The sequence below is a fragment of the Brasilonema sennae CENA114 genome, assembly GCF_006968745.1.
In the GTDB taxonomy this organism is placed as follows: domain Bacteria; phylum Cyanobacteriota; class Cyanobacteriia; order Cyanobacteriales; family Nostocaceae; genus Brasilonema; species Brasilonema sennae.
Genome location: NZ_CP030118.1, coordinates 1,565,186 through 1,587,492 on the forward strand (window position 1 = coordinate 1,565,186; position 22,307 = coordinate 1,587,492).

General features: G+C 43.3%; 15 protein-coding genes. 3 read left to right on the top strand and 12 right to left on the bottom strand.

All coding sequences use genetic code 11. From position 1 onward, the window contains the following. Window positions 1–5 precede the first annotated feature (5 nt). Window positions 6–689: a ribonuclease HII gene (locus DP114_RS06710; RefSeq protein ID WP_171975746.1), complete on the top strand. Its 684-nt coding sequence runs from the start codon at window positions 6–8 to the stop codon at window positions 687–689. Window positions 690–897: 208 nt separating this feature from the next. Here DP114_RS06710 and DP114_RS06715 read toward each other — a convergent pair whose 3' ends face one another. Next, window positions 898–1,485, bottom strand: a complete 588-nt coding sequence (locus DP114_RS06715; RefSeq protein WP_169263498.1) for a DUF1997 domain-containing protein — start codon at window positions 1,483–1,485, stop codon at window positions 898–900. Window positions 1,486–1,782: 297 nt separating this feature from the next. On the opposite strand from DP114_RS06715, the gene pheA reads away from it, so the two are divergent. Continuing rightward, window positions 1,783–2,673: a prephenate dehydratase gene (gene pheA, locus DP114_RS06720; RefSeq protein WP_169263499.1), complete on the top strand. Its 891-nt coding sequence runs from the start codon at window positions 1,783–1,785 to the stop codon at window positions 2,671–2,673. A gap of 56 nt (window positions 2,674–2,729) precedes the next feature. Here pheA and DP114_RS06725 read toward each other — a convergent pair whose 3' ends face one another. From DP114_RS06725 to DP114_RS06765, 9 genes are all read right to left on the bottom strand, one after another. Beyond that, window positions 2,730–3,380: an LON peptidase substrate-binding domain-containing protein gene (locus DP114_RS06725; RefSeq protein WP_169263500.1), complete on the bottom strand. Its 651-nt coding sequence runs from the start codon at window positions 3,378–3,380 to the stop codon at window positions 2,730–2,732. A gap of 252 nt (window positions 3,381–3,632) precedes the next feature. After that, complete coding sequence (gene rpsJ / locus DP114_RS06730; RefSeq protein WP_008232935.1) at window positions 3,633–3,950, bottom strand: 30S ribosomal protein S10; 318 nt, start codon at window positions 3,948–3,950, stop codon at window positions 3,633–3,635. 197 nt (window positions 3,951–4,147) lie between these two features. Then, a complete protein-coding gene (gene tuf, locus DP114_RS06735) occupies window positions 4,148–5,377 on the bottom strand; it encodes an elongation factor Tu (protein ID WP_169263501.1) in 1,230 nt (409 codons plus the stop codon). Window positions 5,378–5,399: 22 nt separating this feature from the next. Next, complete coding sequence (fusA, locus tag DP114_RS06740) at window positions 5,400–7,478, bottom strand: elongation factor G (RefSeq protein ID WP_169263502.1); 2,079 nt, start codon at window positions 7,476–7,478, stop codon at window positions 5,400–5,402. Window positions 7,479–7,643: 165 nt separating this feature from the next. After that, on the bottom strand, window positions 7,644–8,114 hold the full coding sequence (gene rpsG / locus DP114_RS06745) for a 30S ribosomal protein S7 (RefSeq protein ID WP_169263503.1): 471 nt from the start codon (window positions 8,112–8,114) through the stop codon (window positions 7,644–7,646). A gap of 902 nt (window positions 8,115–9,016) precedes the next feature. Then, window positions 9,017–9,397 (bottom strand): 30S ribosomal protein S12, encoded by a 381-nt coding sequence (gene rpsL / locus DP114_RS06750; RefSeq protein WP_169263504.1) that lies wholly within the window; start codon window positions 9,395–9,397, stop codon window positions 9,017–9,019. Between the two features lie 96 nt (window positions 9,398–9,493). After that, entirely contained in the window at window positions 9,494–9,880 is a 387-nt protein-coding gene (locus DP114_RS06755) for a HesB/IscA family protein (protein WP_169263505.1), read from the bottom strand. A gap of 159 nt (window positions 9,881–10,039) precedes the next feature. Next, on the bottom strand, window positions 10,040–10,471 hold the full coding sequence (locus tag DP114_RS06760; protein ID WP_171975747.1) for a phosphomannose isomerase type II C-terminal cupin domain: 432 nt from the start codon (window positions 10,469–10,471) through the stop codon (window positions 10,040–10,042). A gap of 260 nt (window positions 10,472–10,731) precedes the next feature. Further along, entirely contained in the window at window positions 10,732–12,864 is a 2,133-nt protein-coding gene (locus DP114_RS06765) for a phosphodiester glycosidase family protein (RefSeq protein WP_171975748.1), read from the bottom strand. A gap of 907 nt (window positions 12,865–13,771) precedes the next feature. Between DP114_RS06765 and gltB the strand changes: the two genes are divergently transcribed. Beyond that, window positions 13,772–18,484, top strand: coding sequence for a glutamate synthase large subunit (gene gltB / locus DP114_RS06770; protein ID WP_171975749.1), 4,713 nt, complete (start codon window positions 13,772–13,774; stop codon window positions 18,482–18,484). A gap of 613 nt (window positions 18,485–19,097) precedes the next feature. On the opposite strand, the gene DP114_RS06775 is transcribed toward gltB, so the two are convergent. Together DP114_RS06775 and DP114_RS06780 are read right to left on the bottom strand one after the other, a co-directional pair. After that, window positions 19,098–20,018 (bottom strand): polysaccharide deacetylase family protein, encoded by a 921-nt coding sequence (locus tag DP114_RS06775; RefSeq protein ID WP_171975750.1) that lies wholly within the window; start codon window positions 20,016–20,018, stop codon window positions 19,098–19,100. Between the two features lie 865 nt (window positions 20,019–20,883). Then, window positions 20,884–22,299, bottom strand: a complete 1,416-nt coding sequence (locus DP114_RS06780; RefSeq protein WP_169263509.1) for a DUF2079 domain-containing protein — start codon at window positions 22,297–22,299, stop codon at window positions 20,884–20,886. Between the last annotated feature and the right edge of the window lie 8 nt (window positions 22,300–22,307).

The following is a 22,307-nucleotide window of genomic DNA, read 5'->3' on the forward strand; positions in this document are numbered from 1 at the left end:
AACTTATGATTAAGACGGAGCGAACTGTCACTTCTACTAAGTTGTCAGCACCCAACACACAGATGAGGTGGCTAGATTTTTCCATGCTGTCAAGTACTCAAGGGCTGATTGCAGGTGTGGATGAAGTGGGACGAGGTGCCCTGTTTGGTCCTGTGGTAGCAGCAGCAGTGATACTACCAGATAGCGCTTTATCACAACTCACAGCAGTTGAAATTAAAGATAGTAAAAAGCTATCCAGTTCTCGAAGAGTGCGGCTAGCGCAACAAATCTGTGCCCTGGCTATAGACTGGAAAATTGGTTTTGCTTCAACAGCTGAGATTGACCAGACGAATATTCTTCAAGCAACAATGCTAGCAATGAAGCGGGCTGTTCTCAAGTTAAAGGTGCAGCCTGCTTTGTGTTTAATTGATGGCAATCAGTTAGTAAAAGACTTGCCACTGGCACAACAAACGATAGTCAAGGGAGATGAGCGCTCAATTGCTATTGCCTCTGCTAGCATTATTGCGAAAATTTGGCGTGATGACCTTATACTTCGCCTCGCTTCTAAGTATTCTATGTATGACTTGGAACGCAACAAGGGTTATGGAAGTCAGCGGCATCTGATGGCACTGCAACAGCACGGATCTTCACCATTACATCGTAAATCGTTTCGTCCTTGTCAAATCACGGTACTTAGTTGTGCTAAATAGACCTTATCCATAGTTGTAGATCACAACTACTTTATCTACTTTGGTGCTTCTATCAACACAGACACCTTTTACTTGCCCACAGGTGTATATTTGGAGCTAGCCGATTCTACGAACGTATTGAGATTTCACTCAACAACGTGACATCTGCATAGGTCTATGTACATCTGTAGTTCATCACAATTCTATATTCATAAACACTAAAACTTCTTCATAATTGCTCTGGGTTGAAGAGCGGCATACTTTTATCCTCAAGCGCTTTTTCTCGCGTTTGCAATGTTACCCAACGGCAATAATCTCCTAAAAGTTGATGTAGTAATCTTTGCTTAATTGTCAGCAAAACACTTTTGAGCAAACCATTGCCTGTTGCTTCCAGTATTGGTTTAGGTGTATAGGAAAATGGTGGGGGGAAATCTAGCAACACTTCTAAATCGGCTCTTCCTTTGATCACCGTGCTAGTAACTTGCGGTTCTGGCAATAAATACCCTTTCAAATTCAATGTAAAGCGCTCGTTGATATACTCTACACCAAGGATTTCACAATTTAGCGATCGTAAATAAATTGTTCCATTTGATTCAGCCCAGACTCTCATGTCTACAGTTGGTTGAATACTTAGTGACATAAAGTTCAGAGGACGCATTTTCAACCGAAATACTTCGTCTGAAAGCTGTTGGATACGGCTAGGGTCAACTAAAGCGTTAACCAAGCGTTGAGGTTGACGTAAGTAGTGCTGAATTGGAATGGGCTGTTCTGGAACAGCAATTTCGATTGATTGATAGGCAGTAAATCGAGTAGACATGAGTTTTTTAAAATATCTGTTAAATAATTGTAATATTTTCTTAAACATTTGTGTTCGTCATAAGTCGTAAGTGAGCCAGCGCGGACGCCACATGCCTCTGTGGGGAAACCCCTATCGCGAACCCGTAAGGGCCATCAGTCATAACTCATTTGTGTGGAAAGAAGTTTATTATGTCTGATAACAAGTCACAACACTCAATATAAATAACATTCCCTCCACTTGATTGCGGACGTGAACTGACTTCACGCTCGCGTTGCGGTTCGGGAGTGGTCAACTATCCACACAAAACTAAACTTCATGAATCTATCGATTGCACACTTAGGACCTCCAGGTACTTACACAGAACAAGCCGCTCTTTTTTATCTCAACTGGTTGACGAAAAGTACGGGAGTTGAGGCTATGTTATGCCCTTATCCCAGCAATGCTCAGACATTACGAGCCGTTGCCCAAAAAGAGGCACAATTGGCTGTTGTACCTGTGGAAAATTCTATTGAAGGCAGTGTGACCATGACACTGGATACATTATGGCAACTAGATAGTTTGCAAGTTCAGTTGGCTTTGGTTATGCCCATTTCTCATAAATTAATTTCTTGTGCTCAAAGCTTAGAAAATATCAAAACAGTTTATTCTCACCCACAAGGCTTAGCACAATGTCAAGTGTGGTTGGAGAAGTTTCTCCCCAGTGTAGAGCGAATTCCAACGAATTCCACCACTGAGGCGCTACTGCAACTAAAGCAAGACTTAACTGCTGCAGCTATTTCATCCCAACGGGCAGCGCAACTCTACAACTTGCCAATAATAGCTAGCGAGATTAATGACTATCCCGGAAATTGTACTCGTTTTTGGCTGGTCAGTCAAAATCATTTACCAATCTCCCAACCCACTGTTTCAGAATGTACGCGTTACACATCAATTGCTTTTAGTGTTCCTGCTAATATACCAGGAGCATTGGCTAAACCTCTACAGGTATTAGCTCGTCTAAATATTAATCTCAGTAAAATTGAATCTCGCCCAACAAAGCGTTCTCTTGGGGAATACCTATTTTTTATTGATTTGGAAGCAGACGCATCTCAACCACACGTACAATCTGCTTTAGCAGAAATATCTTCCTATACAGAGATATTAAAAATCCTTGGCAGTTATAATGTTTTACCAATGAACGCTCTTGGTGAAGCAGTTAGTGGTTAATACTTAGTTGTTGTTTATTTAACGACTAATAACCACTAACGACTAACCAGCACAACTCACAACTTCTGATTGAAGGTGTCCTTGAGAACGGTACGAGCTGCCAAGTGGTTACGAGTAGAAGTGAGAATTTCTGCTTCCCGTTCTAAACGAGCAGCAGTATCCTGCATTTCTAACAATGTCTGTTGCTCTGTAGCAACACCATAAAGATTACTTGCTACCCAGTAAGATAACTCTGTTGGTAAATTTGGCAAATCTTCTGGCAGTTCTATGTTTTGCTCAGTTAACTTAGCTGACAGACGCACAACATCTGTGAGTAATTGTTCAACATCAGTAGCCAAAGGTCGCAAATTTTTTGTTGGAGAGTTGTCTGAAATCCACTCAACCAAGCCAACTCGATACGGCTTTTCACGGACATACTTTAAAAGGCGAAATCTTTGTTGACCCAATGTCCACATCTTTATTCGGTCATCTGGTAGTCTCTCATGATGAACAATTTCTGCACAGCAGCCAATGTTAGCAATCGTGCCTTTCATTGGATCTACCATCAAAACCCCGAACCTGCGATCGCTCTCCAAAATTGTATTCATCATAATTCGGTAGCGAAATTCAAAAATGTGCAGGGGTAAGGGTCTTGTTGGAAATAGAACTACCTCTGGTAACGGGAACAGAGGTAGTTCGCAAACTGCAATTTTAGAAGAGGATGTCATTGTTACCTTGGTATAAATTTAATCTTAAAAAGCTTTTCTTCTCTGCTTTTTCCCGCACTTTTTCTATATTCTATCATTTTGATTTTAATGCAAATAAAAAGCCCTGAAATATAATTGTTCAGGGCTTTGTTATGATTGATACAAAAACACTTTTGTTAGCTATTAGTAAGCTAGTGCGTTCCCACTGGGCATATCCGAAGGGTTGTTAGTTTTTACAAAGTAAACTAAGCACTAGCAAATAATCAATTGACATTAGAGCTTAACTTCGATGTCTACACCCGATGGTAAATCTAGTTTCATCAAGGCATCAATGGTTTTAGAAGAAGGTTGGTAGATATCGATAATCCGACGATGAGTACGGGTTTCAAAATGTTCTCGTGAGTCTTTATCTACGTGGGGCGATCGCAACACACAGTAGATTCGGCGTTTTGTAGGTAAAGGAATTGGTCCTATAGCTGTCGCATTGGTCCGGTTTGCTGTGTCTACAATCTTCTCGCAAGATGTGTCCAGCAAGCGGCGGTCAAAAGCCTGTAAACGAATTCTAATCTTTTGCTGCTGTAGAGTTGCCATCTTAAATTTTCCAGGTTCTGATGAGTTGTGATTTTGGTATTAGGACTAGAGACGAACGATTAGTAAACAAGCTTTCCAATACCCCTTGAAGGAGTGCGTCTGGAGTATGCGATTGTTGTAACGCGTTCATGGACACGAAAAGAGCAGAGTGGCTATTATACCATCTCTGCTCCTTTTTTAGTTAAGGTGCAAAGGTCTTACTTGACGATTTTGGAAACAACACCAGCACCGATGGTACGACCACCTTCACGAATTGCAAAGCGCATTCCTTGCTCAATAGCGATCGCGTTGATAAGTTCTACACTCACCTTAATACGGTCTCCGGGCATCACCATTTCGGCAGCACTGCCATCGTCAGCAGTGAACTGTTTGATTGTGCCAGTCACATCGGTTGTCCGCACATAAAACTGAGGGCGGTAGCCTGGGAAAAATGGAGTCTTGCGACCGCCTTCTTTTTCTGTTAAGACGTACACTTCACCTTCAAATTGTGTGTGAGGGGTGATTGAACCAGGCTTAGCAATAACCATGCCCCGTTCTATATCAGCTTTTTGTATACCGCGCAACAGTATTCCGGCATTATCACCAGCCATACCTTCTTCAAGACTCTTCTTGAACATCTCGATACCGGTTACGGTGGTGCTGCGAGTATTTCTAATACCCACTAACTCTACGTTGTCGCCGATTTTGACTTTACCCCGCTCAATACGTCCGGTAGCTACAGTACCACGACCTGTGATCGAGAACACGTCTTCTACTGCCATCAAGAAGGGCTTATCTACATCGCGCTCAGGAGTGGGGATATAAGCATCTACAGCATCCATCAGTTCGTAGATTTTATCTACCCAATCATTGGTACCTTTCTGTGTCTTGGCGTTAGCAGTCATTGCTTCCAACGCCTGTAGACCAGAGCCTTTGATAATAGGAATGTCGTCACCAGGGAAATCGTAGTCAGATAGCAATTCTCGAAGTTCTAGTTCTACTAGTTCCAGGAGTTCTTCGTCATCCATCAAGTCTTCTTTATTCAAGAAGACGACCAGACTAGGAACGCCAACCTGTTTTGCCAGCAGGATGTGTTCGCGGGTTTGGGGCATAGGGCCATCGGTAGCAGCTACTACGAGGATCGCTCCATCCATCTGAGCCGCACCTGTGATCATGTTTTTCACATAGTCAGCATGTCCGGGGCAGTCCACGTGAGCATAGTGCCGCTTCTCGGTTTCATACTCCACGTGAGCGGTATTGATGGTAATACCCCGTGCTTTTTCTTCTGGTGCATTATCGATTTGGTCGTAGCCTTTAGCCACAGCTTGACCCATAGCTGCCAAGGTCATGGTGATGGCTGCCGTTAACGTAGTTTTACCGTGGTCAACGTGTCCAATCGTACCGATGTTAACGTGGGGTTTATTCCTTTCAAACTTTGCGCGTGCCATTAATGGTAATTTCCTTTACTAACTAACCGTTCCCTTTGCTTTTAGCTATGATTGCCTCAGCCACGTTGCGAGGCACTTCTTCATAGTTGCTAAACTCCATTGAAAAGATGCCCCGACCTTGGGTCTTTGATCTGATATCAGTGGCGTAGCCAAACATTTCTGCCAATGGAACTTTAGCAGTTACTTTGGCAAGACCCTGCTCAGATCCCATCCCCTCAATTTGCCCACGACGCGAATTGAGGTCGCCCATCACATCCCCAAGGAAGTTTTCGGGAACTTCTACCTCAACTTTCATCATAGGCTCTAACAGGACGGGTGCTGCTTTCATCACAGCTTCTTTCATCGCCATTGAGCCAGCGATTTTGAAAGCCATTTCTGAAGAGTCTACATCGTGGTACGATCCATCAACCAGCGTTGCTTTGACATCAATCAGTGGATATCCAGCAAGAACACCCGATTCGCAGCTTTCTTTCATTCCCTGTTCTGCTGGTCCAATGTACTCTTTAGGTACAGTACCACCAACAATTTTGGAGACGAATTCAAAGCCGGTTCCTGGTTGTCCTGGCTCCAAGTCAATCACAACGTGACCGTACTGACCTTTACCACCGCTTTGGCGGATGAACTTACCTTCAATTCTGTTAACATGCTTGCGAATTGTTTCGCGGTAAGCAACTTGTGGCGCACCAACGTTTGCTTCCACTTTGAATTCACGTAACATCCGGTCTACCAGAATTTCCAGGTGTAGCTCTCCCATCCCTGCAATCACGGTTTGGTTGGTTTCCGGATCGACGTTGACGCGGAAAGTGGGGTCTTCTTCTGAGAGAGATTGTAGAGCCTTGGACAGTTTGTCCATGTCGTTTTTGGTTTTGGGTTCAACCGCCACCGAGATCACAGGCTCAGGAATGAACAGGGATTCCAGAATCACTGGTGATCCATCATCAGAAAGTGTGTCACCTGTCAAGGTGTCTTTCAATCCCAACGCGGCTCCTAAATCGCCTGAGCGCAGTTCATCTACATCCATTCTGTCATCTGCTCTCAAAACTACTAAGCGAGAAATCCGTTCTTTCTTGTTCTTAGTAGCATTGAGGACATAGCTGCCTTTCTTGAGAACACCAGAATAGACGCGAACGAAGGTTAGGCGACCGTAGGGGTCAGCCATAATCTTGAAGGCAAGAGCTGATAGTGGTTCACTGTCGTCGGCATGGCGCTCGACGGCTTCACCATTTGGCAGTGTACCTTGAATTGGTGGTACATCGATTGGTGCTGGTAGGTAATCTACTACTGCATCCAACAGCAGCTGTACGCCTTTGTTTTTGAATGCCGAGCCGCAAAGCAGTGGCACAATCTTACCTTTCACCGTGCCTTCACGCAGAGCAGTATGGATTTCGTCTTCGGTCAGTTCCTCACCTTCGAAGTACTTGGTCATCAAGTCATCACTAGTTTCCGCTGCCGCTTCAATCAGTTTGGCGCGGTACTCTTCAACCAGATCCACCATATCTTCAGGGATGTCTGTTTCCTGAATATCGGTTCCCTGGTCGTTGTTGTAAATATATGCACGCATCCGCACCAGGTCAACAATACCCTTGAAGTCGATTTCACTGCCAATAGGCAACTGAATAGGAATCGCATTTGCCCGCAGGCGATCGCGCACTTGCTCGTAAACCCTGTAAAAGTTTGCGCCGGTGCGATCCATCTTGTTGATAAAAACAATGCGAGGCACTTTATAGCGATCTGCCTGACGCCACACGGTTTCTGTTTGAGGCTGCACACCACCAACAGAACATAAAACTGTGATCACACCATCCAGTACCCGCATGGAACGTTCCACTTCAATCGTGAAGTCTACGTGTCCTGGAGTATCAATAATGTTTATTTGATGATTTTTCCAAGTGGTACTAATAGCAGCAGCAGTGATGGTAATTCCCCGCTCTCGCTCTTGTTCCATCCAGTCGGTTACTGCGGTTCCTTCATGAACCTCACCTATTTTATGAATTATCCCAGAGTAAAATAATATTCTCTCTGTTGTCGTTGTTTTGCCCGCATCTATATGCGCCGCAATACCTATATTGCGTACTTTCTCTAGCGGGTTCGTACGTGCCACAGCTGCCTCCTATAGTTTTCGCCTCATGATATCTTGTATATTACACTTTGTTAAGATATTATACTCTTACGGAAAACCGTCTTTTCCTAAGTAAATATACATTCTTATTACGCTACAGTCACGATATATCACCCGATGTGAGACGCGCCAAAGCGCGTCTTTGCATTAGTAGCGATAATGAGCAAAGGCTTTGTTTGCTTCTGCCATCCGATGCGTTTCTTCACGTTTGCGAATCGCATTCCCGCTTTCGTTTGCAGCATCCATTAATTCATTTGCCAGTTTGCTTGCCATTGTGCGACCTGGTCTTGCCCTTGAAAACTGTACTAACCAACGTAGTGCTAAGCTTGTACCCCGTTCCGCACGCACTTCCATTGGGACTTGGTAGGTTGCTCCACCAACGCGACGAGCTTTGACTTCTACTAAAGGCGTCGCATTACGCACAGCTTTTTCAAAGGTTTCCAACGGATCGCCACCAGTCCGTTCCTGTATTGTTTTCATAGCAGCATAAACAATGCGTGAGGCTAGAGATTTTTTGCCATGACGCATTATTCGCCTTGTTATCATGCTGATGAGGCGACTGTTGTATACAGAGTCCGGTGGAACCGGACGCTTTTTAATAACACCACGACGAGACATACTTAAACCTTTAGTTCTGAATCGGGAAACTACATGCTATATGTTATCGAACACCGGCATTTTTCAACGCTAAATCCCGTCGTTCAATTTTCTTGTGATGTGTAACTGCAATTTCAGTTACACTGACTGACAAAAAATGCTGTCCTTAACAACAGGAAGCGACAAAATTATATACTGTGACTGACGCTACTTATTCAACTCCCACAAGCAATACACGATTTTTCTGAGTGTTATTTTTTACATCTTTTTTCAAGAGCTTGAAGGCTGTTCGTCAAAGACGTGCCGAAGGTTTAGTTAACCATTCCAAGAGTTATCTCCTGGAGTTTCCTGCTTTATCCTCTGAAAACTCGACGAGCAAAACTAGCATTTTTACCCGTCACCCCCAGATCGATTTAGCAGGTCTTTTGATTTAACGTCCACCAACGGCCTTAAGACAGAGAGTATGGAGTAGCGCGTACTTTGAGCTTTACATCGGCAGATACCGTTTACAGTCCTGCTAGACTTTGTGTACCAGTTTCACGCCTCGTCTGCCTGACCGACCGATGGGTGTTACCAGAAAATTGTATCGCGCTTTTATCCCGACTCTGGGCCAAGTTTGGCGCAAACACAAACTCCTTTTTAAGAGCAAGACTTGTTCTTGCAGAACGAAATTTCACTCAAATTTGTGTCAAAAAGCTCTGTATCGTGAGTCCGGAATCACTGAGCAGAACATAGTACTTGGTTTTACTAAGCAAAGCCAATTGCTATGCCCTGAGCGTAGGCTTACGGGATGCTACGGGCAATTTCTAGACTTATCAGGACGTAGGGAAAACTACGCTCCAAAGCACTTGCACATTCAGGAAATTATCCAAGTTGGACAAAGTGGCTTTTGGTGTCTGATCTATTGATGACTCATAGCTATTCTATTTAGTAGCTTTAGCGCGCTTAGTTCCATACTTGGAACGACCTTGCTTGCGGTCTTTGACTCCGGCTGTATCTAAAGTTCCACGGACAATGTGGTATCTCACGCCTGGTAAGTCCTTAACGCGACCGCCGCGAATCATCACAACAGAGTGTTCTTGTAAGTTATGACCAATGCCTGGAATGTAAGCTGTGACTTCAAATCCAGAGGTTAACCTTACCCTTGCGACTTTACGTAGAGCTGAGTTTGGCTTTTTCGGTGTGGTCGTATATACTCTAGTACAAACGCCCCGACGTTGAGGGCACTGTTTTAGAGCTGGGGACTTGGTTTTCTGACGCGCTTGTTCGCGTTCGTTACGTATGAGCTGCTGTATGGTTGGCATGAGTTACAGCGCGAGAAGCTGCCTATAGTCTAAGTTTTTACAAATCCTAATTATATCTTTTTTTGTGCTTTTGTGTCAAACTTGTTTGGCAATTAGTTATTGAGTTGTAGAAAAAGAGTTACCACATTCACAAGTTGCATGAGATCTGGAGTTGTAGAAGCGAAAGCCACCACCCATCAAATCCTCTGAATAGTCTATAGTCAACTGGTTGACGTGTTTTAAGCTTTTGGCATCTATGACAATCGCAATATCATAACACTCAAAAATGCTTTCGTCCTTTTGGGGAAACACCAAAGCAGCATCACCCGAAGAAGCGCTGGATTCTGGCTTATCGCCTGCTTTGAGCGCTTCATCAAAGGACATATCATAGTACCATCCAGAGCAACCTCCAGGTTTAACAGCCAAACGAAACAAGACATTTGGCTGTTGTTTTGATTTTAATCGCCTGATTTCATTGGCGGCAGATGGACTCAATTGGATCATATAAGCGGCAAAGCAATTTAAAAACCTATTAATGAGAAACTCGGTTTCTTAAAGAAACCGAGTTTTTTCAAAATAGCATATTTTGTCTAACTTTCGCTTGCTGCTTATTTCAGCCGAAACTGACTAACAAGCAGATTTTAAATTCGTGCTTTGATAGGGCTATTGTTGATTTTTTTGTTCAGCCCGAGCATAGTCATCCTGGTAACGGACAATGTCATCTTCTCCTAAATATTCCCCATTTTGAACTTCAATTAACACCAAAGGAATCACACCAGGATTCTCTAATCGATGGGCTGTACACTGGGGTACATAGGTTGACTGATTATTGCTGAGGAAAACTTCATTATCACCACAGACAACCTTGGCTGTACCACAAACGACAATCCAATGTTCGCTACGGTGGTGGTGCATTTGCAAGCTGAGGCGGTGTCCAGGCTTAACTTCAATACGCTTTATTTTGTATCCACGGCCTTCTTCTAAGACGGTAAATGAACCCCAAGGACGAAGCTCAGTTGCAGCGACACCTCTTGGCGTGACAGATGGCGGAAGGGGCAATGTGTTAGTTTGTGTTGCTTCTTGAATTTGAGCCATATTTACCTCATGTTATGACACAACAGACTTTCAGTACTCTTGAATCATTGAAAAAGACAGGGCGTGACGTTGCCTTGGTGGAGATGAGCAATCCACGCCACCTCTGGCAAAGATAACACGCATCAGGTGGGGGAGTGTTATCGATCACCTCTGAAACTAGTGTGTCTACACCAAGTCTTCATCAAGTCACGTGGCAACTTATTCTCAACTTTAAAGTTAGAAGAGGGAACAGGGAATAAGGAAATCCCCCAATGCATTCATTACTTCCTCTGGACTCCAGGCGGCGATAAGAATATACCAATACCGTTGTGAACGCGAGCAACAGTATTAGGGGAACGATCAAGCAATTGTCCTCCCAAGTAAAGACTAGTAGAACTTCCACCATCCAAATTAAGAGCATCAACACAGCCTAAAAGCTGCATGAGTTGGGCATGTTCTGCTAGGGTAGGTCCCCCACCATCAACACGATTGTGTACAGCCGCAATAATCAGATTTCCTGTGGTTGTTGTACATATACCACTGCGAATAGCCTTTTGATTAATAAAGGCGTTGCTAAATTTTTCGCTCTTGCCATCAAGGACAATTTGACGATTTTGCAGTAGCAGTGGTCCTGCTCCTACAATGTGGGAGTAACTGCCAAAAGCTGTAGGACCAGTGGAACTCGTTATTCTTATAGACGAGCCAACGGGTAAAGTAGCTGCATTGCTCGTAGTATTACCGCGTAATGTTAATAAATAGCCATCTTGTGGTATTTGGACGGCAATTTCACCAGCTTTACCTCCTGTTAGCTGATTGATAACCTGGTTTTTCTGGACAACAATAATGATTTCATTGTCAGTGAGAGAAGTGTAGGTTGCTCCCCATGCACTGCTATAACGGGCAATACCGCTTTGAACATAGCCACTATTGAGAGTCAAAATCGGCAACTGGACATTGTTGTTACTGACTAAAGTTTCTACTAAGTTGAGACGACCAATGTAAAATTGTCCAGAATCATTCCAGGCGATCGCTCCTCGGTTAAGAATTGGACTTGATAACCACACACCATCCCGACGAATTGCACCCAGAGGTAATTGATTATTACGGTTAAAATAACCGCCGTTAATTGCTGCGACTGCTGAGTATTGTTGTGCAGTTTGAATCAAAGGAGCTGTGCCTATCAAGCTGTTAGGAGTTGTCGAGATAGGTTTCAATTTTATTCCGGAGGTACGGGGATTAATTTCTAACCACACAACAGGAAAGCGTTCTTTACCTAAGTTGACAAACCGCTGTCGCCAATTCAACCCTGGTGCCCATGTAATATTTTTTTCCACCATCGCATCAGGTCGAATTTCAATAATCAGACGATTGGGGTTAGCTACAGTGCGGATCCGAGGAGTTAAACCTAAGGGAACCCCCAGATGGATTATCGTTTGATTGTTGACTACCTCTACCTGTTGTATTAATGCTGGAGATGAGGGAGTTACTAATTTGTCTTGTCCTACTTGCCCTACTGTATTTGAAGGAGTGTAACGTTGTGCCAACATTGGATTGGCTACTCCATCAAGGGTAATGATCCACTCTCTATTTGGTGGCGAGGTAGAACGTGGAGGTGATGAAGAAAGTTGTGTAGAAGAGTTTCCTTCTTCCTCTATTTGAAGTTGAGGTTTTTTGATTGGTAGCCCTTGTGTGATTTGCCAAAGAGTTGGGCGATCTAAAGCTACGATAATGCGATCCCGCCACTGTTGCTTATCCTGAGAAATATTTGTGACTTTCGCGCTTGGTGTTGTAACTACTAACGTCTTATTGACGACTTGCATCTGCCATTGGGCAGTTTTTGCGAAATTCGTAATGTCTAAATATCGATATCCACTGGTTAATACACTACTTAACACTAGTGGTTTCGTATCAGATGAAAACCACTGTATTGGTTGCTTGTTTGGATTGCTGCTATCTAAGAAATCTACCCCGAATAATTGCCGAACTGCTGCGTCACTCAGACGAATACTCAACGAGCCTGTTTTTTCGCGCTGCTGCAACCAGGCTCCAGAAAAAATGCGACCATTCAGAGAAATTTCGTTACCATAGGAAATTACCCCGCTTAAAGCAGGAGGTGGAGGTAATGGTTGCTCAAAAGAACTCACAGAGGAAGTACCCCCCTGTTGAAGTTGCTTTTTTTGAGCATACTGCTGTTGAGAGACGAGGAAACGAGGAGAAGTCTCTATGTCCCTGTGTTTGTCTGTCCCCTTGTCAGTTTTTAACAAGAACTGCGCTTTTGCATTCATACCTGTAGCTATGAAGCACAGTAGTGTCACAAGTATTGGTGACACGAAAACCATGACATACCTGCCATTGCTGTTATTGACAATAGCACTGCAATGTTGTTGGCATTTTAAAGTTGGTCTTTCTCCCATAATTCGGAATTTACTTGGTGAAAACAATTCCTTAAAGTATTAAATTCAGGGTATAGCTTTCGCTCTCGTTACAATCATGTGCCTTGTAACGGTGTTGCTTTTGAGTATCGGGAAAGTTTTGTAGAACTTAATATACCCACTACCTCGTACTCGTCACCCACTTTTAACAAAGAAGCTAAATACTTCAGTTGTCAAAATAAAAAAAAGAATGACATGAGTTTTGCTCTCGAACGGGATGTGATATTGTATATATGGGCTTTTTATCTCTTGAAAACAATCAAAAATTTTGTTTTAGTACAGCTATTAATTAGGACAAGCGCTAAGTGACATGAGTGCTCGTGATATATGACAGCTGCTTTGGTTGGCAAAACTAAAGTGATGGCATTTTCAAAGGGAGCGCTTAAAGTCGCAATGCCTCTGTTGTCATGCTGCTAGCAACACAATTGACAATAAAAACCTCAAAATTTTAAAAAACAAAAGGAGACCGAAAATTAGCAACGATAGAATTGTCAAATGAGTCTATAGTGTAATACGCTGATTTTGTTACCGAAGAAACTATAATTGTAGATTTAAAAGTCGTGAAGACATATGTTGATATGTGTTTCAGGCAAGCGACACAAGGCTAGACCTGGAAACTAGCCTTCGCCCTTAAATCTGAAAAATTTGAGGAATAGAACTATAGAACAAAAAACTGCAGGGGCAAAAGTCGTCTCTTACACTCAGTATCTACAAAAAAATAACGATATAATTTTAACACGGGTTCAGCAAATTTCAACCCGAAGTTAAAATTTTTTTTCCCTAATTTTCAGTCATTTTGTTTTTCTCCATATCTCTTCATTCTGATTTAGCAAAAATTTTCCCACAAATGAAGTTGTAAAACTCGTAACCAATGCCTCAGGGACAGTCTATGAATAAAAAACGGATGAATCAAGAAATGACATCGTTAAATACTTCCTCAGGGTTTACCCTGAGCGGAGGCGAAGGGTGTAACTATCAAGGACAAAGATGGCTCGTAGAAGAGCGAGATGCTTGTGGTGTGGGTTTTATTGCCCATCGCCAAAACTATGCCAATCACGAAATACTAGAAAAAGCGTTGGCTGCTTTGACTTGCTTGGAACACCGAGGCGGTTGTAGTGCAGATCAAGACTCTGGTGATGGCGCGGGAATATTGACCGCGATTCCTTGGACGTTGTTCCAGCAAGATTTGGCAGTACACGGGATACAACTTCCCTCTACTGAAAATACTGCTGTGGGGATGATATTTTTACCGCAAGATCCACAAGCAGCGCAAACAGCGCGTGCAGTTGTTGAGGAAATCGCAGAGTCGGAAAAATTAACTGTACTGGGCTGGCGAGTAGTCCCAGTGCAACCAAAATTACTAGGGGTACAAGCAAGAGAAAATCAACCTCAAATTGAACAGATTTTCTTCGCCTCCCAAGACAAAAGCGGTGATGAACTGGAACGTCAACTCTACATCACCCGTCGGCGAATTGGTCAAGTTATTCGCAATACTATCAACAGCAACTGGTCAGAAGACTTTTATATCTGTTCCTTGTCTAGCCGCACAATTGTTTACAAAGGCATGGTGCGTTCAGCAGTATTGGGAGACTTTTATCACGATTTAAAAAATCCGTCATACACAAGCGCTTTTGCTGTCTATCACCGCCGCTTTAGTACCAATACCATGCCCAAATGGCCATTAGCTCAACCGATGCGGCTTTTGGGACATAACGGCGAAATTAATACTCTCTTAGGTAACATCAACTGGATGATGGCACGAGAAGCGAGTTTGGATCATCCAGTGTGGAGCGAGCGCATCAACCAACTCAAGCCATTTGTCTACATAGACAATAGCGACTCAGCTACTTTAGACAACGTGTTCGAGTTGCTGGTACGTTCAGAACGTAGCCCATTGGAAGCCTTGATGATTATGGTTCCAGAGGCTTATCAGAATCAGCCACAGTTGCGTGATTACCCAGAGATTATTGATTTCTACGAATACTACAGTGGTCTCCAAGAAGCATGGGATGGACCAGCATTGTTGGTGTTTAGCGATGGGCGCAAAGTTGGCGCAACACTGGATCGTAATGGCTTAAGACCAGCTCGTTACTGCATTACTAAGGATGACTACATAGTCGTGGCTTCTGAAGCAGGAGTCGTGAATATAGATGAAGCCAACATCCTGGAAAAAGGTAGACTTGGTCCTGGGCAAATGATTGCTGTGGATTTAGAAACTCAAGAGGTGCTGAAGAATTGGGAGATCAAGGCGCGCATTGCCAAAAGCAAACCATACGGCGAATGGATACGCCAATACCGCCAAGAACTCAAATCTTTAGTCAATGGTAAGTCCTCAGCAGTTAATGGTAATGGCGTCAATGGTAACGGACATTCCACAAACAAAATCGAAAGACTTGCCTTGCTGCGACACCAAATTGCCTTCGGTTACACCACAGAAGATGTGGAATTGGTGATTCAGCCAATGGCGATGGAAGGTAAAGAGCCAACTTTCTGTATGGGGGACGATATTCCCTTAGCAGTACTGTCTGAAAAACCCCACTTGCTTTATGACTATTTCAAACAGCGCTTTGCTCAGGTGACAAACCCTGCGATTGATCCCCTCAGAGAAAGCTTGGTTATGTCGTTGAAAGTAGAACTGGGTGAGCGAGGTAACATACTACAGCCAAAACCAGAATATGCGCGCAGAATCAAGCTGGATTCACCAGTGCTGCTTGAGCCAGAATTGGAGGCTATTAAGCTTTCGGGATTTGCGACAGCAGAATTATCTACCATTTTTGAAATAGCTGCAGGTCCAGAAGGACTAAAAGCAGCAGTGCAATCTTTGCAAGCACAAGCCGCAGAATCGGTGCGGGCAGGAGCTAAAATAGTCATCCTCAGCGACAGGATAAGTAATGGCATTGATACTGAATACACCTATATTCCGCCTCTACTTGCGGTGGGTGCAGTACACCATCACCTGATCCGTGAAGGACTGCGGATGAAAACATCCCTGGTCATCGAGACAGCACAGTGCTGGAGTACACATCACTTTGGATGTCTGATTGGCTACGGCGCAGGTGCTGTTTGTCCGTATATGGCTTTGGAGACTGTGCGTGATTGGTGGTTTGACCCGAAAACCCAACAGTTTATGAAAGGGGGTAAAATCACTGACATTAGTTTAGAGCAGGCGATCGCCAACTATCGCAAAGCAGTAGAAGCTGGTTTGCTCAAGATTCTCTCCAAAATGGGGATTTCCTTGCTCTCTAGCTATCAAGCAGCGCAAATTTTTGAAGCAATCGGCATTGGGCAGGATTTATTAGAGTTGGGATTCAATGGGACAACTTCCCGCATCGGTGGAATTAGCGTTGGTGAACTCGCTCAAGAAGTGCTGGCGTTCCACAGCAAAGCTTTCCCTGAACTGACAACTAAAAAGCTAGAGAATCTGGGGTTTGTCAAATACCGTCCTAACGGTGAGTACCATATGAACAGCCCAGAATTGGCAAAAGCACTGCACAAAGCTGTTGATGGCAAGAAATACGACCATTACGAAGTTTATAAGAAGTACCTGCAAAACAGACCACTAACGGCGTTGCGTGACTTGCTGGATTTCCAAAGCGATCGCTCACCCATTTCCATTGAAGAAGTCGAGTCGCTCAGTGATATTGTCAAGCGCTTCTGTACTGGTGGGATGTCGTTGGGAGCATTGTCACGGGAAGCCCATGAAACTTTGGCGATCGCCATGAATCGCCTTGGTGGTAAATCTAACTCTGGGGAAGGTGGGGAAGATCCAGTGCGTTACAAAGTTCTGGATGACGTAGACCAAACAGGTCACTCGCCAACCTTACCGCACTTAAAAGGATTGCACAACGGTGACACGGCAACAAGTGCGATTAAGCAAGTCGCGTCAGGACGCTTTGGTGTGACGCCAGAGTACCTGATGAGCGCCAAACAAATTGAAATCAAAATCGCCCAAGGTGCAAAACCAGGAGAAGGTGGACAGCTCCCAGGACCAAAAGTCAGCCCCTACATTGCGATGTTACGGCGTTCTAAGCCTGGAGTGACGCTGATTTCACCACCACCGCACCACGACATCTATTCCATCGAAGACTTAGCGCAGCTGATTTTTGACTTGCACCAAATTAACCCGAAAGCTCAAGTATCAGTGAAGTTAGTTGCAGAAATTGGTATTGGTACCATCGCTGCTGGTGTGGCGAAGGCAAACGCTGATATCATTCAAATCTCTGGTCACGACGGCGGTACAGGAGCATCGCCACTAAGTTCAATTAAACACGCTGGTTCTCCGTGGGAACTCGGCTTGACTGAAGTCCATCGTGTGCTGATGGAAAATAGCTTGCGTGACAGAGTGATTTTGCGCGTCGATGGTGGCTTGAAGAGTGGCTGGGACGTACTTATGGGCGCATTGATGGGCGCAGAAGAATTTGGCTTTGGTTCGATCGCCATGATTGCTGAAGGCTGCGTTATGGCACGGATTTGTCACTTGAACACTTGCCCTGTGGGCGTTGCCACCCAAAAAGAAGAACTGCGCAAGCGGTTTACCGGAATGCCAGAACACGTTGTCAACTTCTTCTACTTTATTGCTGAAGAAGTCCGTAGCCTCCTAGCAAAACTTGGCTACCGTTCGTTGTCAGAACTGACTGGACGTGCTGACTTGTTGAAGGCTCGAGAAGACGTACATATAAATAAGACAACTGCGCTGAATTTAGACTGCTTACTTCAATTACCAAACGCCAGAGAAAATCGCACTTGGCTAGTACATGAGCAAGTCCACAGCAACGGCGTGGTTTTGGATGACCAATTGCTTGCTGATCCAGACATTCAAGCTGCGATCTCTAACCACTCTTGTGTCAGCAAAACACTGACGGTGGTTAATACCGACAGAACTGTTGGTACACGCTTAGCAGGGTTCATTGCTTCTAAGTATGGTGATAATGGTTTTGAAGGACAAATTCACCTGAATTTTAAAGGTAGTGTTGGGCAAAGTTTTGCTGCTTTCAATCTTCCTGGTATGACTCTCACTCTTGAAGGAGAGGCAAACGACTACGTTGGTAAGGGAATGAACGGTGGTGAGATCATCATCAAACCCCCAGCAAATGCTACTTATAACCCAGCACAAAATGTGATTATTGGCAATACTTGCCTCTATGGGGCAACGGGTGGTGTCTTATTTGCCAGAGGTTTAGCTGGAGAACGTTTTGCTGTCCGTAACTCCAATGGAACAGCTGTGATTGAGGGGGCTGGGGATCACTGCTGTGAGTACATGACTGGTGGTGTGGTTGTCGTTCTCGGGAAGGTGGGACGTAATGTCGCAGCCGGGATGACTGGGGGATTAGCGTACTTCTTGGATGAAGATGGTTTGTTTGCTGAGTTAGTCAACCGAGACATAGTTAAACTTCAACGAGTGATTACCTCTGTTGGTGAAAAGCAACTCAAAGAGTTAATCAAAGCTCATGCTGAACGTACTGATTCACAAAAAGCGAGGATGATTATAGAAAATTGGCAGGAGTTCTTGCCTAAGTTCTGGCAATTAGTTCCGCCTTCTGAAGCGGATAGTCCACAGGCTAATCCTCAAGCTGTGGAGGAAAAACAGCTTAGTTCAGTTTAGTTAACCCGCCTTCACAGTGATTGAAGGTCTAACTCCACCACTTGCACACAGAAACTTTTTTGGGTTTGTGTGTGCAACACCCCCTCAAAATAACAGCCCGCCTGTTTTCTGGATTACATTTTTGTAATGTCAGCCAAAGGATAATGAATTTAAAATCGAGTTAGCAGTTTGAATTCATGCGCTTGTGCCCCGGAGTGTGGGCGATCTGCGCTCCGCGCAGCAGCGTTTGCGCAGCGCCCCCTTAGGGGCTAGCTATCGCCATACTGCTAAGCCTATGATTTAAAAACAAGCTACCCCGAATCTCCGATTTGGGGTGGTGGTGAGCGACTTTACGTAGTAAGACGCGCAGGCGCGATCCCTGAAGCCGCAGGCGTCTACGCCAAAATCTGGTTCTCGCTTGAACAGTTCAAACTCGATCAGATAACCCGATAAGTTAGTTGCAATCAACTAGCAATACAACTCACCACTGGCGAGTTTAATTGTCCTTGAGTATCTGATACGCTTTTGCGGACGGACTTTCACCCGAACCCAAATTCAAAGAACACGTTGTTTTCTAACGAGTTTTATCTTTCTAGTAACTTTCTTATTATTAGTGGTTAGTAGTGACTAATAATTATTTAGTATTATTCTTTTGTGCTGCTGCCAAGTGAAGTTCTTGGTCTTCCATTTCTAACAGTTCTGGTATAGTGACAAAGCGATAGCCCTGCTTTCTAAAGTTGTTAATAATTTCTGGTAATGCTTCTAGAGTTCTGGAGCGATTCCCACCACCATCATGCATCAATACAATTCCACCTGGTTTAGATTCTTTCATAACATTCCTAATTAATTTTGGTACAGCAGGACGACTGTAGTCTACGGAGTCAGCAGACCACATAACCAGAGTGTAATTTTTGTTTTTAGCATACGCAGCCACCCCATTATGCATAATTCCGCCAGGTGGTCTAAACAAAGTGGTTCTCGCACCTGTGACTTGATAGATTAAGTCTGTTGTGCTTTCAATTTCATAGGCAGCTGCTTGTGGGTTAAAATAGTGATACCAATGATGCCAAGTATGATTGCCAATAACGTGACCTTCTGCTACAATCCGTTTCCCTAGCTCTGGATAAGTCTTCAGCATCTGTCCAACAACGAAAAATGTAGCCTTTATATTGTTTTTTTTCAGAATATCCAGTACCTCTGGAGTAGAGCCAGCCCAAGGACCATCATCGAAGGTAAGTGCAATAACTTTTTCCCCTTTCTTCAGTTTTGCATTCTCAACAACTGCACCTTTAAAGCGCGATGGTACATCATAGGAAAATCCCTTTGTTTTTGCCTCTTCCTGCCAACTTGTTAGCATTCCCGCCTTGAATGTTTCCATGCGCTGTTGAGTTTCTACTTTTGCTCCTGTATCTTTCACGTTCGTGGCTTGTTTTTTCTGAGCATTGGAAGTGTTAGAATTGACAGGCATTACCAACCCAACACTTAAACTGGCGCAAAAACAAACTACGGCAATTAGTACTCCATGTGACCAAACATACGATTTGTTAGTTTCCACGTCAAAGCTCCTTGGGGTGGAATCATGAGTTATGTGTTTAAGAGTGTGCGACAGCACATTTTATCTCAATCAGAGATACGTAGGTGTTTTCTGATAATCCAAAATTTTTAAATATAGATTAACAGAAATATAAAGATTATGCTGATAAATGATACAGCTTTAGAGGAAACCAGGATGATCTCGCTTTAAACTAACATATCTAGTAATAATTATAAGTATGATGATTCTTTGGCATAAATAATGTTTTGCGTTGTCTATTTTGAAGTATCAGTTACATAGAGAATACTGTATATTCTACTGCTAAAGCTTATTGAAGACAGAAAAAAATGTTACTTTTTTTAGTATATTCTCTGTTATCAATCATTAGCCCGATGAAAAATACTAGACGCCCGAAACAAAATAAAGTTTCTTATTGTCAAATATATATTTTCTCTTAACGCAGAGTTTGCTGAGAATCATAATTTATCTCAGTACAGCTATGGAAATACTGATGTTTGGGCTAGATAATTTATCAGTTCTTCCTAATAGTTCAGTCATTTTAGTAGTGAATCTACAGTCACGAAATCGTTTGGATTGTTACTTCATTGTTATTCGACTTTCAAATTTATGTTTTCAGTAAAAGTACGGAAAATATCAAAACCGATACAACTCAATTATGTTTAACAATCAAAAATGTGTACTTATTAAAGCATATTATTATGTTAATACGATGTTATCAGATATACTTAACTAACCTGAGTTGTCTGAAAAAATCTTTGAGAAAATTCTATGAAGCTAAGTTTAGATAGAGCTAAGGTTACCACAAATACCGCAGTTAACTCAAAGATAATGTCAGTAAGGGTGAAATCACCTGTACTTACCTTAGTTAAACGCCATTGCGGAAAACTTCTTTTACAAACAAATGCACGCCGTCCTGGTGGTAGCGCAGCTCAAATAACTGAGTTTTTTTGAGAGACTCTACCAAGTTAGTCGCAAACTCTCGATCACTTAGCCAGCCAGGATGACTTAGATTCAATAGTATATAGTCAAACTCTGCCAAATTAGCAGGTGGTGACTTGGCGCTTGTTAACTTGACTACTGGTCTATGTGTTAAGTGCGGGGCAATTTGAGCAGTTGTCAAAACAGATCCTTTTGTTTGAACTAAAGTAACTGCTTGTCGTGTGGCTTGCCAAGTGTCCAGTGAATTTAAGTAAATAGACCAAAAGTAGCCGTATTTGGCTAAAGCTAAAAATGCAACTATTGACCACATTACAATTTTTCGTTTGTTGCGTAACCATCCCTGACCTATCGCAAGGCTAGAAATAACAGCTAACACAAGAAATGGAACTGCTGGAAGAGAATACTGGTTGATCAAGTTTTTTTGCGTTGAGAACTGACTCAGAAGATTGATCCCCAAAGTCGGAACCGCAGCAATCAAAGGCTGCATTCCTTGCACAGAAAGTCCCCAAATCACAGGTGCTACTAAAAACAGCAGATATTCTAGGTTATCTAATGAAAAAATCTGTCCCAACACAAGTCCTGGATTGAGTAGTAAATTTTTAGCAATATCTGGAAAAGAGTTTCCCAAATAGGCATACCGAGAAATGTGACGTTCGACTGACGCCGCTTCGGTACCAAAAAAGGGGATGACAACTTTGGTTGCGATTACAAACCAGCATATACCGCTTACAAGAGCGATCGCACCGCATCGTCGCTTCTTTTCAAACACCAATAGCCAGACTCCCATTGCTGCGACTGTTATAGATAATACAGCTTTACATGCCAGCGTCAGGAAGATACATAAACAAAACCAGGCAGTGCGTTCCAGTCTAGCCGCTAAAACCGCCCATAACAATGCTGGCACAGCTATCACTTCTGGGTGAAAATCAAACAGATTAATATTGAACACTAATGGATACAGTAAATACACTGTAGCAACTGCTATGGCTTGCCCTAAGCTAAGACCAGCATGACGCGCTAAATGCCATGTAGGCAAAGCACCATTAGCCAAGGCTACTGCTTGTACTGCAAATAACCAGTAAACACTAGGGTATATTTTGTAAAATAACGCTAAAACATAAAAAATTAAAGCGGCATGATCACCAAGAATGTGGAAACCAAGGAAAGAAGAAATAGGTGATTGGCCTTGGCTAATTAAGTAAACTGCCTGGTCAAAAATTCCTAAGTCATAAGCATTTGATTGAAAAAGCTCATGTCTTAAGGTGCTACACCCAAATAAAATCAAGGCACTCACGCCAATCATCCAATTTATAAGACTAGGCGAAATCAGTTTTTTCTTCATGACTCTAC

Excerpts from the sequence above, each read along its gene's own strand:
- DP114_RS06710 (WP_171975746.1), top strand. The coding sequence starts at position 6 with ATGATTAAGACGGAGCGAACTGTCACTTCTACTAAGTTGTCAGCACCC.
- DP114_RS06715 (WP_169263498.1), bottom strand. The coding sequence starts at position 1,485 with ATGTCTACTCGATTTACTGCCTATCAATCAATCGAAATTGCTGTTCCA.
- pheA (WP_169263499.1), top strand. The coding sequence starts at position 1,783 with ATGAATCTATCGATTGCACACTTAGGACCTCCAGGTACTTACACAGAA.
- DP114_RS06725 (WP_169263500.1), bottom strand. The coding sequence starts at position 3,380 with ATGACATCCTCTTCTAAAATTGCAGTTTGCGAACTACCTCTGTTCCCG.
- rpsJ (WP_008232935.1), bottom strand. The coding sequence starts at position 3,950 with ATGGCAACTCTACAGCAGCAAAAGATTAGAATTCGTTTACAGGCTTTT.
- tuf (WP_169263501.1), bottom strand. The coding sequence starts at position 5,377 with ATGGCACGCGCAAAGTTTGAAAGGAATAAACCCCACGTTAACATCGGT.
- rpsG (WP_169263503.1), bottom strand. The coding sequence starts at position 8,114 with ATGTCTCGTCGTGGTGTTATTAAAAAGCGTCCGGTTCCACCGGACTCT.
- rpsL (WP_169263504.1), bottom strand. The coding sequence starts at position 9,397 with ATGCCAACCATACAGCAGCTCATACGTAACGAACGCGAACAAGCGCGT.
- DP114_RS06755 (WP_169263505.1), bottom strand. The coding sequence starts at position 9,880 with ATGATCCAATTGAGTCCATCTGCCGCCAATGAAATCAGGCGATTAAAA.
- DP114_RS06760 (WP_171975747.1), bottom strand. The coding sequence starts at position 10,471 with ATGGCTCAAATTCAAGAAGCAACACAAACTAACACATTGCCCCTTCCG.
- DP114_RS06765 (WP_171975748.1), bottom strand. The coding sequence starts at position 12,864 with ATGGGAGAAAGACCAACTTTAAAATGCCAACAACATTGCAGTGCTATT.
- gltB (WP_171975749.1), top strand. The coding sequence starts at position 13,772 with ATGAATAAAAAACGGATGAATCAAGAAATGACATCGTTAAATACTTCC.
- DP114_RS06780 (WP_169263509.1), bottom strand. The coding sequence starts at position 22,299 with ATGAAGAAAAAACTGATTTCGCCTAGTCTTATAAATTGGATGATTGGC.